The following is a 14,828-nucleotide window of genomic DNA, read 5'->3' on the forward strand; positions in this document are numbered from 1 at the left end:
GCTTCACGGCGTCCATATTCACGCGGCCCACATCGGCCATCACGGCCATTTTCATCTTGGAGTCGATACCGTCCTTCACTTTCCACAGCAGGTCATCGTCGCAGAACTTCCACGGACCATATTCCTTGGGGTCGAAAAGTTCGGGAGAATTCTTGTAGCCCATTTCCATGTAGTCGATGCCGGCTGCAGAGAGGAGGGTGTAGAGGCGACGCACAAATTCCAGAGAAAAATCGTGCTTGTTCACCAGGCCGCCGTCGCGGATGGTGCAATCGAGAACTTTGATAGTTTCGTAGTACATGTTTTAGACGAGAGACGAGAGACGAGAGACGAGAGAAGTGTTGGTTCTATTGACTATCGCTGTCGTCGTAGGTTAGGGGTTAGGTTTTATAGTCGGAGGGGAATTTAGAATAAGAAGAATTCCAAATCAATGGGTTTGGCAGAATTCAACAAAATTTATTTATTTTTAACGCTATTTTTGCGTAGATTATTCAAATTTCGCTCCAAAATCAAGGAAATAGCCACCTTTGCCAGCTACTCGACCACCACCTTTACTACTAGTTTTCAGTGTCTGTATTTCCGAAAATGCATTTTCCTGCAAAACAGAAAATTCATTTCACATCTATTTTACGCATATTTTGCGTATTTCAAAACCCCAATTTCACACCCCACACTCCACATTCCTTATTCCTCACACCCCTTCCTTCTTTTCTATCTTGCACCTCAATGAGCCCCCTATTGCAAAAAGCCATCGAAGGCATTCGCCTCTCCCCCGCCGAGGCATTGGATTTACTGAAAAACGCCCCGTGGACCCAGGTGGCAGAGGCAGCCAACATAGTGCGCCACAGAATCAATCCAGGCAACAAGGTGGGCTATACGGCTTTCCGCATCGTGAACTACACCAACGTGTGCGAAATCACCTGCAGTTTTTGCAGCTTTTGCAGGCCGGCCAAGAGCCCCGAGGCCTACGTGCTTAGTTTAGGCGAAATCCGGCAGAAAACGCTGGAGGCGAAGGCCAAGGGCGCAGACCAAATCTTTTTGCAGGGCGGCGTGAACAGGGACATTCCCTTAAGCTACTACACCGACGTCTTGCAAATGCTCACCCGCGAAATGAGCGTAAAGGTCCGGGGGTTCTCGCCGGTGGAATTGGTGCGCATCGCCGAATTCAACCACATGGAGCTCGACGACCTGCTCGACATTTTGAAAGCGGCGGGACTCAGTTCCGTACCCGGTGCCGGGGCCGAAATTCTCAGCGACCGCATGCGTCAAATTCTGTCACCGAAAAAACTTCCCGCCAAACAATGGTGCGACACTCTTGCCGCCTGCCACAAGAAGGGATTGCCCGGCAGCGCCAACATCGTATTCGGCAGTTGCGAAACCGCAGAAGAAATCGTCGAGCATCTGGATTACGTGCGCAGCACCCAAGACGTCGCTCAGGGCTTCAAGAGCTTTGTAGTATGGACCTTCCAGCCGCAAACGGACAAGTTCCCCATTAGGCACGTGCGGGGCGACGAATACCTGAAACTGCTGGCCCTTTCACGCCTGTACCTGGACAATATTCCCCACATCGAAGTGTCGCTCTTGGGCATGGGCCTTTCGCTGGGAGAGCTTGGGCTCCACTGCGGCGCCGACGACATCAACAGCATTGTGATAGAAGAAAACGTGTTGCAGAACCACGGACTCACCTCCATCGCAGAGGCAGAAGCCTTCATCAAGAACGCCGGTTTTACGCCGTACCGCCGTTCTTTAAACTTCGACTAAAATCTACACCGCACATTCCACATCACCTCAAACCTCGTGCCTCGAGCCTCGAACCTAAAAAAACACCGGCCCGCTTTTGGCGGATCCGGCATAAAGAGAGAGTTATGAATTTTGGGCTTGTTAGGCGCGCTTGGAGCGCTTTCTCAAACTTTTGACCAGCAGGGCGGCGAGAATGCAGTACATTTAATCCTTCTTTTTTGGCGTTTTTGGGTTGTTTTTCAAATTGACGCGCCAATGATAACAAAATTTTACCGTTTTGACAAGGCGTTTGTTAAAAGATTTTTACTTTATTTTTCTTACATGAGCCCTCAAAACCCTAGCCCTAACGAGTTATCAGTCATCGGATTTCAGTCCTCCGTCCATAATTTGGCGCCAAAGGCGCGATTATAAAAACCCATAACTCATAACTGACAACTCATTACTGGTCTCGCCCCTCAATTTTTGTAAATTTGGGGCCATGAAAAGATTGTTGTTGATTCTTCTCTGTCTGGCAGCGGTCGCAACGGCCCGCATGTCGCTCCAGGTGGACAAGGACCGCGTAGAAGCCGGCAAGACCTTCAAACTGATGCTTATCGTGCCCCTGCAGGAACTCCCCACCGAAAGGGGCGTCCCGCAGCTGGAAACGCGTAACGGATTTACCTTCTTGGGCCTGGACAGCGCAGAACAGGTCATCCGTCCCGATTTCGAAGACATGTTCAACTCCTTCTTTGGCGGAGGTGGCAGGCCTTACAAGGCAAGGGTCTATAGTTTCAACATCCGCGCCCCCAAAAAGACAGGCTCCCTAGACGTTGGGCAAATCGAATGGAACATCAACGGAAGCGTGCGCACCATCAGCGGAAACATTCCCATAAATATCCAGCGGGCCTATAGCGACGAAGCCCTATCCGTAAGTCTCACCCCCAGCAAAAGATCCATCTACGAAGGGGAACAGTTCTACGTCACTCTCGGGTTCCACACCTACGAGCATTTCGAGGGAGGCCTGCAGGCCACCGACATGAGCACTGGCAACGACTTTATCGTCCACCGCGGCGACCTTTCCACCATGGAATTCAAGCCCGTCGAAGGCGCCCGCCGCGAAATGCAGGCCAGCGCCAAGTTCGCCTGGCTCTCTCCCACCAAAAGCGGCTCCCTACAAATTCCGCCCTTCAAGTTCAAGTACACCAAGCGGGGCGAACCGAAAATTGTAGAAGAAAAGAAGCAGATGGGCGGCATGTCTTTCCACAGCCAGTCCATCAAGCAGGAATCTATCGAAGCCGAAACCCAGACTCCGACTGTAAACATCACGGTAAAGCCTCTCCCCGCCCAGGGCAAACCCGCAGACTTTAGCGGTATGGTAGGCGACTACAAGTTCAGCGCCGATTTCGACCGCACAAACCTCAAGGTAGGCGAAGCCCTGACGCTATCCATAAACATCAAGGGCGACGGTACGCCTGGCACCATCACGGACCCTAAACTTCCCGATTTCAGCGAGTTCCGCTCCGTCCCGCCAGAAAACAACATCTCCAAAAAGGTTACGGGGAACAAGGTCATCACCTCCAAGGACATCAAGGTTTTCCTCTACCCCAAAAAGAAGGGGTCCTTCGAAATCCCGGCCATAAACTATTCCTGGTTCAACCCCGCCAAGAAAAAATATGAAACGGCTACCGCAGGCCCCTGGACCATCGAGGTGGAAAAAGGGGACACAGGTGCCGAAGCCATTTTCCAGAGTCCCGTGGCAGGATCCGCAGGCCCAAGCGCCGTGCAAAAACAAGAAATTGAATCCCTAGGTAGCGACATCCGGTTTATTCACACCAGCGCCGCAAAGGCGGACAGCCCCGCCCCCTACAAGAGCGTGCTGTTCTGGATTCTCTTTACCGCAGCCATTCCTTTCTACATCGTCGCTACCCTTCTTGTCAAGATCCGTCGCAAGCGTAACAGCAACGCGGCTCTGGTCCGCAAGGGGCATGCCAACAAGCAGCTCAAAGAAAAGTTCGCCCAGGCCCGCAAGGCTCTCGAAGCAGGCGACGGCAAGGGATTCTTTGCCGCTCTCGAAAACGGGCTCTTGAACTACCTGAGCGACACCACCAACCTGGAATTCAAGGGCATGACACGCCCCCAGATGAAAGAGGAACTGGCAAGGCTCGGCGTGAAAGAAGAAACCATTGCCGCCATCGACAGCTGGCTTGATAAATGCGCTTTCGTGCGCTACGCTCCCGTGACGGCCACGCCCGAAGAGCAAAAACAGATGCTTACCGATGTGGAAAAGCTTTGCGAGAAAGTTAGATAGTTCGAAATTCGGAATTCGGAGTTCGGAATCGAGAAGGTTTATATGAAAAGTTTTGTATTTATTCTGATTACTATTCTAACGGCATTCGCCACCTCTAATGCAACCGAAACCTGTGCCGGTCTCGAAGCAGGTGCCAAAGCCTACAACGAAGGCGATTTCGAACGGGCCGTTGACGAATGGCGGAGCTGTGCCGACAGCGGCATTAACGATGCTGACCTTTTCTACAACCTGGGGAACGCCTATTTCAGGAGCGGAAAACTGGGATTCTCCATTTTCTACTACAAGAAAGCCCTCCGTCTTAGGGCCAACGACAGCGACATTCAGCACAACCTGAAATACGCCCAGGCCATGACCCGTGACAAGGTAGACGAAGATTCCGAAGAGAACCCCATTCTGAACGCCCTTTTCCAGGCGCACCACGCCATTTCCCTAAAGACGCAGCTCTGGATTATGCTCGGCATTTTCTGGGCCATAGCCATTGCCGCCGTGCTGACCAGAATCAGCCTGCGCGAAAAGGCCCGAAACATCTACACCGGCATCATCTTTGCGCTTACCATCGTCTTAGGAGTCTTTGGCGCCAGTGCCGGCTACAAGATTTTTGTCCTGGAAACGGACATCACCGGAGTTGTCACCGCAAAAGACGCCGACGTGACCAGCGCTCCAAGCGACAAGTCCCAGACCCTGAATACCCTTTCCGAAGGAACATCCTTCCAGGTGCTTTCCATCCAAGGAAATTTCGCCGAAATCCAGCTGGGCGAAAAAATCAAGGGCTTCGTCAAGCTCTCCGACGTAGGAATCGTGGAATAAGGTCAAACCTGCGGGTCAATCAATGTGTAGTGTGTGATGTGTAGTGTGTAGTGGTTTATTCTTAACTTATCATTTCGCATTACTCATCTCACACCTCACATTAATTTCTTGTCTCCATCAACCCTAACACCTACAACCTACTACCTACAACCTAATCAAACCTAAGCATCAGCGCGATTTCGAACTGCAATATCTGACGCAGGTGAGGCGTCTCATCGTCCAGCTTTTCGTGGATCTGACGGTACTCGATGTAGCTGCTCATTGAAGCGATACGGTTGAACTGGTAGCCTGCGCTGGGCCGCACGAACCATTCGTGCGTGCGCATGGGCACAGTACGGTCCGTCTTGTGGAGTTCCGGCTTGTAAACAGCATAGTCGTATCCGTCAATACTCCATTGCCTAAACACACCGTCGGTGCCGCTGGCCTTATTCCACATGTCGTATCCCGGGTCAGGGTCGTATTCCTTGCGGATGGTCTTGTTGTAGTCGTAACCGGCGGTAAACTTCAGGTCGATATCGTTTTCCAGCTTGAAATACCATTTCCAAAGCTGGAACCCGCGCTTGGTCTTCAGCGGGTACGAAATGGTCAGGTCATTTCCGATATTGATGGCAAAGTCGTTGTACAGGGAGGTATGAATCCAGGGTGTATCCCAGAAATAGTCCGTAGTATCCCGAATGTCTCCTTCCTTATCGGGCCAGCTGGGATAACCGATAACTTCTTCCTTGGGCCGTCTGTCCGTAGACTCTATCTTCAGGCGCACCGCATTGTCAATCCGCATATTGCTCTGGGTCAAGAAAGACACACGGACCAGCGGGTTAAAGTTCCACTGGTGGGCCCAGGAATCTTCGGCACTCTGGAAAGGCCGCACCACGATGGTCCTGGTGTAATCAAACCGATGAGCGGTGCTCACGCTCTTGAATCCATTCAAGAAAGACACCCGCTGGGAGAAATTCGGCACATTCACGCCAATACCAATTTTCGGCCACACCGTAGTGGTATCCAAGTACAGCGGGTATTCACGAGACTGGTTAAATTCTTCACGCCACATCAAGTCACCCGTAACACCGATATCCCAAATAGGCAGCACAATGCCCGTCCCTATCTGGAACTGACGGGAAACGGAGTGGCGGAAATTCCCCTGATAGACAAGGGTGTCTACATGACGGTTGCGGTACTGGGCAAAGTGCGTAAAATCATCACGATGGTCAAGTTCCATATCGCCAGAAACTATATTCCAGAATCCTCGATTACGGTAACCGTTGCCAAGACCCAAGCCATACAGGTAATATTCCATGGGGGTCACGCCCTGTTCCTCGTACAGCTGCGACAGGGTAAAGTTTTCACCAACGGTATTTGTCGTGGTCTGCCAACTCATGCGGATTTCGTTCCACTTGATCTTTTCAAGGGACGTTGCCACCACATTGTCCTTTCCGAAATTCTGGAAGAAATCGATTACCCTGAAGGTGGGGCTAAAGTCAAAGCGGTTCGTCTGGGATATAGTCCAGTAATTCTTCTCGATATCGGTGGCGTCCAAGAAGTCGTATTCGTCAGGAATAGTCTTTTGCTGGTTGAAGTCCGAAGTAAAGGTGGTATTAAACGGAATAAAGGGAATCAGCCTCGGGTTGAATCCGATCTTGAACTGCTGGGTACGGGCCCGTTCATTTCTCAAAATACCGTAGGAACGGCCATATTCTCGGGTTCCCACGCTGTCCACGCGGTAGAATGCAGAGGTGTCGTAGCGGATTTCATAGGTTTCCGGGTTTTGCATGTCGATTGCCCACTCTCTGCCATCTTCCATAGTTCGAGCAATCGTATCCCGAGGCACAATCACCACGCTGTCCCTGGAAACATAGACCTTACGGTCCGTATGGTCGTAATCGAACACGTAATCGCTGGCAAAGAGTCCGCCTTCTTTTGTAGTAAAGAAATTCTCCTTCACGAATCCTTCGCGATCGCCACCGCCCTGCATGTCACGGGAAATGTTCAGGGAGTAAGAGGTATTCAACCAAGAAAGGATATTCCAACGCATGTTCAGTTTGTGGTTCAAGTCTGCCGTGTAGGTCACCACCTTGTCCACCTGGGGTTCCACAAAGTCCGGGTCCCTATCCTGGTCCACATAACGCACATAGTTGAAATCGAACAGTGTCAAGTCAAAGGTCTGGGGCCAGGGTTCAAATTCCGTCTTCGCAAGGGCCTTGCTGAAGGCGTTGTCAAACTTGCCAAGCCCCTCGAAAGGTTTGAACTTGAACAAGGTGAAGGTCCCCAACTTGTACTCCAAAATAGTCCTGTAAGAGTATGTCGAGTCGGCGCTGGTGGTGGCGCGGCCTTCGGATTCCGCATAGGAATAACTCGCCGCCGGGCGCTCCAATAGAATCTGGGAGAGGGCCTCCCCTATCTTGGTATCTGCCGCCTTGTAGTCCTTGCTATAGCTTACGCTGAAACTCTTTTCACGAACGTATGACTCGTAGCCTTTGGATTCCGCCTTATCACGCAGTTTTTGCTCCTTAGAATTTGATGTCACCGAAAGGTCGTTCTGGAACATGTCCTTGGTCAGGTTCGAGAAGCTACTCTTTTTAAGAAGCATGTCATCCGTAGGCTTCATGTAGGGGCGCTTGGTGGTGCTGTTGTAACCGAAGTTCATGGGAATATGGAACCCAAGACTGTCGGCCAGGAACTTGTTCAGGCTTATGTTTAAGTCGCCCGCAATGTCCAGCTGGGACGCCGCATCGGAAAGTTTCGGCTTCGGGGACCCTCCCGTAGTAGAAAGCGTTGCAAAATCTCCGTCCTGATACCGCACCGCACCCGATAGAGAAATAAAGTCCGCAAACTGTATCTGGCCCGAGGTTCTTGCCGCATAGCCCCATTCCGTATCCATGTCCGAAAGGCGCAAGTCGTCAATCCAGAAAGTTCCCTTCAAATCATCTGGCGAAGCGTCTGCATCGGCAATAATGACAAAGCGGATCCAATCTATACGGGTCACCGACGGATTACCCACCAGCTTGATCTGTTCTTCGCGGGAACTGCCTTCTACCTTGCGAACCGTCGGCTCCAAGAAAGGAGGCTTACGGCCACGTTTCATATCGGAGAAATCGGAAAGGTCCATGGCGAACGCATTGGCCAGCCAGTTTTCTTCATGGCAGTCCTGAGGGCGATCGCCCGAAGTGCAGTTGTACTTTGTCGGACGGAAACTCCATTCATAGTAATCACTGGAGCCATCTAGAGAACCTTCACCAAACTGAAGGGCAAAACGTACAGGAACCTTGTCCGCTTCCGTCTCGTAATGGATTTCCATCTTGACGGACTTGTAGCTGGACAAATCCTTCACCTCGTTTTCAAAGACGCGGGTCACGCCCACTTCCTGACCGGGACTCATATTCTGATAGTCCAGTACCAAGGCCGTTTCTTTCAGAGGAGCATTGGTTTCTGAATCGCGTTCCGTCTTGGTATTGGGAGATTTCGTGTAGATGTTGGAATCTTCACGGTTGTTGATGGTGGTGACCTTGATGCGGCTAGTGTCACGGGTGTCCATAGATTCCTGCACCTGGGTGGGCATGCCGTTCACTTCTACCACCTGGGAATTTTCCGTAGAGCTGGTCTTGTAGAGGTCGGCCACCGTCGTTTCTTCCCAGGAGTTTCCCACCACAGCCAGGCTCACAATCTGGACCTTGGATTCGGCAACACCCGGATTTAGGCCGCCAATCCAAAGCCTGGAATAAAGGGCCTCGGCAAGAATGGTCTTGTAGTCGCTTCCCGACGGCGACACAATGGTATCGTACTGGTTCAGGGGGATTCTCCACTTGCGCCAGCCGTTTTTCAGGTCTTCGTAATCCATGTGGTCCGTCTTGGACAAATCGATGCGGTAACGCACAAAGCTAATGTCCGTGTCCAGAGAACCGTTCTTGTTGATGTCTTCGGTATCGTACAGGCGTTCACCGGAGTTGTTTTCGGTACCGTTGATGTGTACCGACGGATCACTTTCATCTTCCAAATCCTCGTCGTAATTATCCTGGGCAATATCCGTAGCAGAGGCATCCGAATTGGCAGCCGTAATCTCCGACGAAATACATCCCGAAATACGGCAGTCCCACACCAGGCGCTTTTCGTCGGAACCGGAAACCTTATCCAAACCATTGTCGGTACGGGCAACCGTTGTACCCAGGTCGTTTTCGCCGTCATATTCCTCATTAGGTTCATAGCCGTTGATAGAAATGTCTTCGCTCATGAGACCCAAGTCCAAGTAGATAGAGCCTACGTTTCCGCGGGCCACCACTTCCAAGTACTTCATCTCGCTCAGGTCCTGGTAGTAAGAACTGTTAGGACGCATGATACCGCCCCAGGAGTTACCCACCAAGTTGTCGTTGGCGCGGAGGGTCATCTTCAGCACCGTCAGGTGCTGGTTGTCCACATCGGAGTTGCCTACACTAGGATAGATGTACTTGTACAGTTCCGTGGTGTTGCTGTGCCAAATAAACTCGCCCTTGTGGCGATAGTCCTGGTTCTCGATGTAAGTCGAAGGCTGGCGTGCAACGCCGCCCGGAGGCGATGCCGGATACCACGAAAGTCTGGTAAGGGGATAAGTAAGGCCCGAAACCGTAGACTCGAAATCTTCTACAAGGGCCTCGTTGTCTCCGCTGGTGTTTGCATTATGGCGGCTGGCGGCAAATTCCGCCTCGAACCGCCAGCTGGACTTGGCGTCCGTCTGAATTCCGGGAATCAAGTTCACGAAGTCGGTCAGAGCCTGTACCGTGTCCTGCAGACGCAGGTTCATACCCCACAGCACACTGGAGAAAGGCTCGTTCCCAAGGGTCGGGGTCTTGGCCGTAGTGCTCTGGCTCTTATACAGCGCAGTGACACCAAAGAGGGATCCCGTACCAAAGCCGTAGCGTTCCAACGGGAGTTCCGCTCGCGCGCCCAACAGCAACTTGTTGTCTATCTCGAACAGAGGTTCACATTCAAACTTGACCTTGATTTCCTTGTTGGGGTCCAGGGCGCGCTCGCTCAAAAGCTCAATCTGGCCAAGCTCGTAGTTCACCTCGTAGTCCGTGCCGCGAATAAGGGTGGTGGAACCGGCGGTCAGCTTTTCCGTGCCCGGAGAAATATCCATGCAGGAACCCGCACTCACCGAATAGCTAGACGCAGGGTCACGAACACTGATGATGGAATTGCGGCGCTTACCCACCGATTCAAAATAGAAGCGGCTGGTAAAGCGGTTCAGCTTGTAGACCGGCAAGGTGTACAGCTGGGACATGGCTCCCGTAGAATCCAGCAAGCGAAGCGGTTCCAGGCAGTTTTCGCGAGCACGCTCCGTAGCGCCCGCTCCGGAATACTGCGACAAGGGTTTACAAGGGAGCCACATTTCGCCAGTGTAGTTTCCGGAGGCGTCCTTCTTGAAGATGGTCGCATCGTTCACCAGCGGGCTTCCGGTGGAGGTGTCCGCCACCCCAAGAGTCTTGAGGTAGGTGCCCGTCATGCCGGACTTGTTCTTGAGGCGCAGCACAAAGCTGCTGGAGCTTGCATCAGAAATTCCAACGGAATAAACATTACGGAGCATCAGCTTGTCGATGTCCGTCAGTTCCGAAAGGGTGGCGTCCCACTGGATCAGCACCATGCTGGAGCCGTTCCTGATGGTGGTGCCCGTGCGGCCGCTACCATCGTTACTCCAGCTTGCCGCCACCAGGGTATTGCGGTTCACCCCGTTGATTTTCAAAATTCCGGTCTTGGGGTCGTAGGTGTAATCGCTGCTGGGAATTTCCACCATGCGTTCCACCAGTTTCGTAATGGTTTTGCCGCCAGGCGTCTTGTACACCACCGTGATGTTATCCACCACGTCCTTGGCGTTGTTCAGGTTGCTGCGCTTAAAGAGTTTCAGGTTCGTGGCCGGATAGTTTGAGGTGGTGCGTCCGGTAATGGCCGCACTGATGTAGTTGTCCCTGGCCTCGTGGTTCAAGAAGTAATAGCGGTAGGCCACGAACTGCTTGTCCAGAATCTGGAATTCCGTAGTGGACTCGTTGGCATTGATGGTGTATTCTTCTTGGGAACCGCCATCCTGGGACGCGATGGTGGTAAGCCTCCAGTCCCCAAGTTTCCAGTCAGCCTTGATACCGAATAGCCCCTGGTGGTTCTCGGAGTATCCCGTCAGTTCCGTACCCGAGAGGGTCAGAGAAGTCGTTCCCGCTTCCACCCTCTGGAGGATGTAGTCCTCGAATTCGTCCTTGTAGGATTCCTCGTAGACCACCCTCACCTGGTTCTGGATACCGAGGCCCGTTTCCACGTTGTTGATTTCCACCGTGATGTAGGGACCGATCTTACCCTTCACCATAAAGCTCGGGTCGTAATGCAGCGAAAGGGACGGCACCAGGCTCGTGTTGGTGCTGCCCTGGGCATCGTCCTTTTCGGCATAACCCTTGAGGCGAATGTCCATGGTCCCCTGGAGCATCAGCTTGGGCTTGTCCAGGCCAAAATCCTTCATCCAGGCGGGCATGGTCACCGGTACCGTAATGTCGAATACAGAACCAGTTTCTGGAGTTTCATAGCCGCCGTCCTTCTGGCCCACCAGGCCGTTCAGCCACAGGTTCTTGCGACCGATATCGTACATATCCGCCACATAGTCAGTCAATTCCGGGTAGTGGGCGGTCCACAAGGTGGTGGTGTCCCTAGAAAGGCTGTTCACCCGCTTTTCGCTCACATCCATTTCACGGGTGGCGATATCAATGTCATGACTATAGACCTGGCCCCTGTTGTTTTTCATGAGCCTAGGAGACGCCCCGACGCCACCGAAAGGCAACATTCCATTCAGGGGGGTGGCCGAAGGGGGCAATTCCATATACTGGTAGGTAGGCTGCCACTCCGTCTCTGCCGGGTCCGGTTCCGCCTCTGTTGGTGCATAGCCGCTGGAGTCCGCCTGAGCCCACAGGGAAACACTTGCCCATAGGATGGACAAGCCAAAGGCGAACACCCCCAAGGGGGTTCTATGCAAGAACCTTTTCAAAATATTCCGTCACAAAATACTGAATTTAGGGATCCTAAATCCACTATTTTTTCAAGATTTTCGGGGAAATTAGAAAAAAAAGCCCAAGGCAAATGGCCTTGGGCTCTCAAGAAAGGGGTTTGAGGACCTATCCTAGATGAACAGTTCGATTCCGCCGCGAACCTTTTCCCATGACTTGTTCTTCTTGCACAGGAAATCCATCATCTTTTCGTAGGTGGCGGTGTTAGCGAAGCCCTTCCAGAGCCTGCGTTCCACGGATTCGCCGCTGTCCTTGTCGATGGTGGTAATGGTATCGTAGTAGGCCGGATTGTCCTTGAATTCAGTAATCAGGATTCCCTTCAGGTCTTCCGTGTAGATACGGGAGGCATACTTGAGGATAGAATCGTTGAAGTTCAGTTCGTTTTCCACCAGCCATTCGAAATCCTGGATAGGATCGCCGTACACAAGCCAGTGCTTGAGGGCGAGAGCCACCACCAGGTCCTTCACGGCGCTGCGGAAGATAAACTTGTCTTCGAGACGGCCATTGAAGGTAATCTTGGTCAGTGGGTTATCGTCGTTGGCCTCGATGGAAACGCCCTTGCCCGGGGTCACGCGGCGGATCTTGATGGGGAGTCGGCTAAGGAGCTGCCATGCCTTGGTGAAGGCGATGGTCTTGCGCACAAAATCCTTCTCCTTTTCAGGAGCCACGCGCACAAAGGCGCCAAAGCAACGCTGGTACAGGGTTTCCTTGTCAAAGATGCAGTCGCTAGAGCGGCATTCGCTGAGCTTGCCGTCCATCATAAAGAGGGTCTTGGCCAGCTCGGGGCGCATGCGGACTTCGAGCTTACGGGTACGGGCCTTGAGGCGCACACCGTCCTTATAGACGTAGGTAAAGCCTTCTTCCTGGTAACGCTGCCAAATGAAGAACTGCAGGTCGTCGGCGGCGCGCAGGTGGTAGCTGAACACCGGGTTCTGGCGGTTGTTGGCCATGGTCACCTGGTTCAAGAAGTTGTCGGCACCGGGATACGGCACCACCACCTTCACCAGCACCTTGGGGTTCACCGGCTTCTTGCTCTTCTTGGCATAGTGTTCGTAGGTGAACAGGGACTGGGCACCGTTAATGATCTTCGGGCGTTCGATGTAGAGCACCTTCTTGCCATCCCGTTCCTTGAGGCGCAGGTCATCACCCGTGAGGGTCATACCGTTGTGCAAGAAGGGGAAATCGTCCACATTCACGTTCTGGTCGTCGTTACGTTCCATGGTCTGGAAGGCATCGATCAGGGCCGCGTTAGTGTGGGTCAGGTTGCCCAGGTAAGTACGGATGTTGGAACTCACGATAGCCATGTTGTGCTTGGTCTTGAGGCGCTTACCCAAGTTCACATGGTAGTCATAAATAGTGCGGATGGGGCAGAAACCGAGGAAAAGTTCGCCATGATCGCTTGTGAGGTGCAAGGGATCGGAATCCATGACAATTTCCAGCTTGTCGTCGGCGCTGCGGAAATCGCGGGTCAGGTCGTCGTGTTCGGCGATAATGTCCAGCTTGGCCTTCACCTCGTTTTTCCAGATGGTGAGCTTGCGGCGCATGTCCTTGAGGGTGCGTTCCAGTTCAGAGTCGGTGATGTCGCGGGTAGCGCGGGTGCGGAGCACCGTAATCTCCAGGGTCTCCATGTAGGGGCGGCTTGCCGGAGTATCGTCGTCCTCTTCCTCGTCGTCATCGCTAATCTTGTTCACTGCCCAGGGGTCAGCCTCTTCGCGCAGCGACATGAAGAAGGGATTGGTGGGGTCGCTGGTGCGGAAAACGGCAATCTGGAGCTGTTTCAGGTCGGCGTTCAGGTGAGAAACCACCTTCTCGAGGGGGGTATCCTCGTCCAGGAATATGAAGAATTCCATGAAGCCCTGGGAGTACTGGAAGCCATGAAAGCATCCGTTCTCGTCCAGATTCAAGTGCCGAAGGGCCTTGATACGGTCATTAGGGTCATTGGGGTTCAAACTCAAGAGGCTAGCCACAAATGCTAGGCGTCGTTCCTGGGATTTTGTCAGTTCCATTTTTTCCTCAATTTTAGGCTTCTGCCATATTTTGCCATTAAAAATAGTTTCAAAAGCCTTACTTTGGGCATAAAAAATAGTAAATCTTAAAAAAAATTTCCACTTTGGCCCCTATTTAGTGAACAAATGTATAAATTTTAGCTATTTTTAACACATTTTGGCCAACCAAGCCCTTTTTTTTCGCAAAAATGCTATGATTTATCGTGTATAAATAGGAGAGTCTTTATGAACCTGCTCGATATTATTAATAAAGCCAAGGCCGAAAAAGCCAAAACCCTGGACCTATCCCAGCAGGGACTTCGCCTGTTACCCCCCGAACTTTTCGAAATCCAGTCCCTGGAGGAGCTGAACCTGGACCGGAACAAGCTGGTGGAGCTCCCCGACGACATCGGGCTCCTGAAGAACCTGAAAAGCCTTTCCGTCAGTGAAAACGACCTGATGGAGCTTCCGGACACCATCGGGAACCTTACCACCCTGGAACACCTTTACCTGGGCTACAACAGCCTGTCGGAACTCCCCGCCACCGTCGGAAAGCTCACGAACCTCCATACGGTGAATATCGCAAAGAACCAGCTTCTGGAACTCCCCGACGAAATCGGCAACTGGACCAAGGTGGTAAAACTCTCCCTCCACGACAACATGCTCACCACCATCCCCGATTCCATCGGCAAGCTGAAAAGCCTGGTGAAGCTGTACCTGGACAACAACGACCTGACCGAGGTCCCCGCCACCCTCGGGAACCTCGCAAGCCTCGAAATCCTGATGATTTCCGGCAACCAGCTGAGCGTGATTCCTCAGGAATTCGGCAAGCTTTCCAAGCTCCGGGAACTGGTGCTGGACGCAAACCAGCTGGAGACACTGCCCGAGGCCCTCGCCGACTGCAAGAGCCTCGAGACCATCTCCATTAACGAGAACCCCATGGAAGACGGCCTGCCCCGAGCGATTCTTGACAAGAAGGGGCTGAAGATAGACCAGTAGCGCGCC

At 52.5% G+C, this 14,828-nt stretch carries 8 protein-coding genes; 5 read left to right on the plus strand and 3 right to left on the minus strand.

Annotated features, from left to right (window positions below; translation table 11 throughout):
- A partial coding sequence (locus tag IKB43_06020) for a nucleoid-structuring protein H-NS (GenBank protein MBR2469692.1) occupies window positions 1–298 on the minus strand: 298 nt, incomplete at its 3' end.
- A gap of 425 nt (window positions 299–723) precedes the next feature.
- Here IKB43_06020 and IKB43_06025 point away from each other — a divergent pair.
- From IKB43_06025 to IKB43_06035, 3 genes are all read left to right on the plus strand, one after another.
- Window positions 724–1,758, plus strand: a complete 1,035-nt coding sequence (locus tag IKB43_06025) for a CofH family radical SAM protein (protein ID MBR2469693.1) — start codon at window positions 724–726, stop codon at window positions 1,756–1,758.
- A 457-nt stretch (window positions 1,759–2,215) separates the two neighbouring features.
- The gene (locus IKB43_06030) at window positions 2,216–4,024 is read left to right on the plus strand and encodes a protein BatD (GenBank protein MBR2469694.1); all 1,809 of its coding nucleotides are present in this window, start codon (window positions 2,216–2,218) and stop codon (window positions 4,022–4,024) included.
- 42 nt (window positions 4,025–4,066) lie between these two features.
- Complete coding sequence (locus IKB43_06035; GenBank protein MBR2469695.1) at window positions 4,067–4,831, plus strand: tetratricopeptide repeat protein; 765 nt, start codon at window positions 4,067–4,069, stop codon at window positions 4,829–4,831.
- Window positions 4,832–4,982: 151 nt separating this feature from the next.
- Here IKB43_06035 and sprA read toward each other — a convergent pair whose 3' ends face one another.
- On the minus strand, window positions 4,983–11,654 hold the full coding sequence (gene sprA, locus IKB43_06040) for a cell surface protein SprA (protein ID MBR2469696.1): 6,672 nt from the start codon (window positions 11,652–11,654) through the stop codon (window positions 4,983–4,985).
- A gap of 147 nt (window positions 11,655–11,801) precedes the next feature.
- Between sprA and IKB43_06045 the strand changes: the two genes are divergently transcribed.
- Entirely contained in the window at window positions 11,802–11,942 is a 141-nt protein-coding gene (locus IKB43_06045; protein ID MBR2469697.1) for a hypothetical protein, read from the plus strand.
- Window positions 11,943–11,951: 9 nt separating this feature from the next.
- Here IKB43_06045 and IKB43_06050 read toward each other — a convergent pair whose 3' ends face one another.
- The gene (locus tag IKB43_06050) at window positions 11,952–13,844 is read right to left on the minus strand and encodes an AIPR family protein (protein ID MBR2469698.1); all 1,893 of its coding nucleotides are present in this window, start codon (window positions 13,842–13,844) and stop codon (window positions 11,952–11,954) included.
- A 225-nt stretch (window positions 13,845–14,069) separates the two neighbouring features.
- On the opposite strand from IKB43_06050, the gene IKB43_06055 reads away from it, so the two are divergent.
- Window positions 14,070–14,822, plus strand: a complete 753-nt coding sequence (locus IKB43_06055) for a leucine-rich repeat domain-containing protein (GenBank protein MBR2469699.1) — start codon at window positions 14,070–14,072, stop codon at window positions 14,820–14,822.
- The last annotated feature ends 6 nt before the right edge of the window (window positions 14,823–14,828 follow it).

The organism is Fibrobacter sp. (assembly GCA_017503015.1).
Classification (GTDB): Bacteria; Fibrobacterota; Fibrobacteria; order Fibrobacterales; family Fibrobacteraceae; genus Fibrobacter.

What these genes read in the sequence shown, in the direction of transcription:
- IKB43_06045 (MBR2469697.1), top strand. Translation starts at nt 11,802, where the DNA reads ATGCAAGAACCTTTTCAAAATATTCCGTCACAAAATACTGAATTTAGG.
- IKB43_06025 (MBR2469693.1), top strand. Translation starts at nt 724, where the DNA reads ATGAGCCCCCTATTGCAAAAAGCCATCGAAGGCATTCGCCTCTCCCCC.
- IKB43_06030 (MBR2469694.1), top strand. Translation starts at nt 2,216, where the DNA reads ATGAAAAGATTGTTGTTGATTCTTCTCTGTCTGGCAGCGGTCGCAACG.
- IKB43_06055 (MBR2469699.1), top strand. Translation starts at nt 14,070, where the DNA reads ATGAACCTGCTCGATATTATTAATAAAGCCAAGGCCGAAAAAGCCAAA.
- IKB43_06035 (MBR2469695.1), top strand. Translation starts at nt 4,067, where the DNA reads ATGAAAAGTTTTGTATTTATTCTGATTACTATTCTAACGGCATTCGCC.
- sprA (MBR2469696.1), bottom strand. Translation starts at nt 11,654, where the DNA reads ATGGAATTGCCCCCTTCGGCCACCCCCCTGAATGGAATGTTGCCTTTC.
- IKB43_06050 (MBR2469698.1), bottom strand. Translation starts at nt 13,844, where the DNA reads ATGGAACTGACAAAATCCCAGGAACGACGCCTAGCATTTGTGGCTAGC.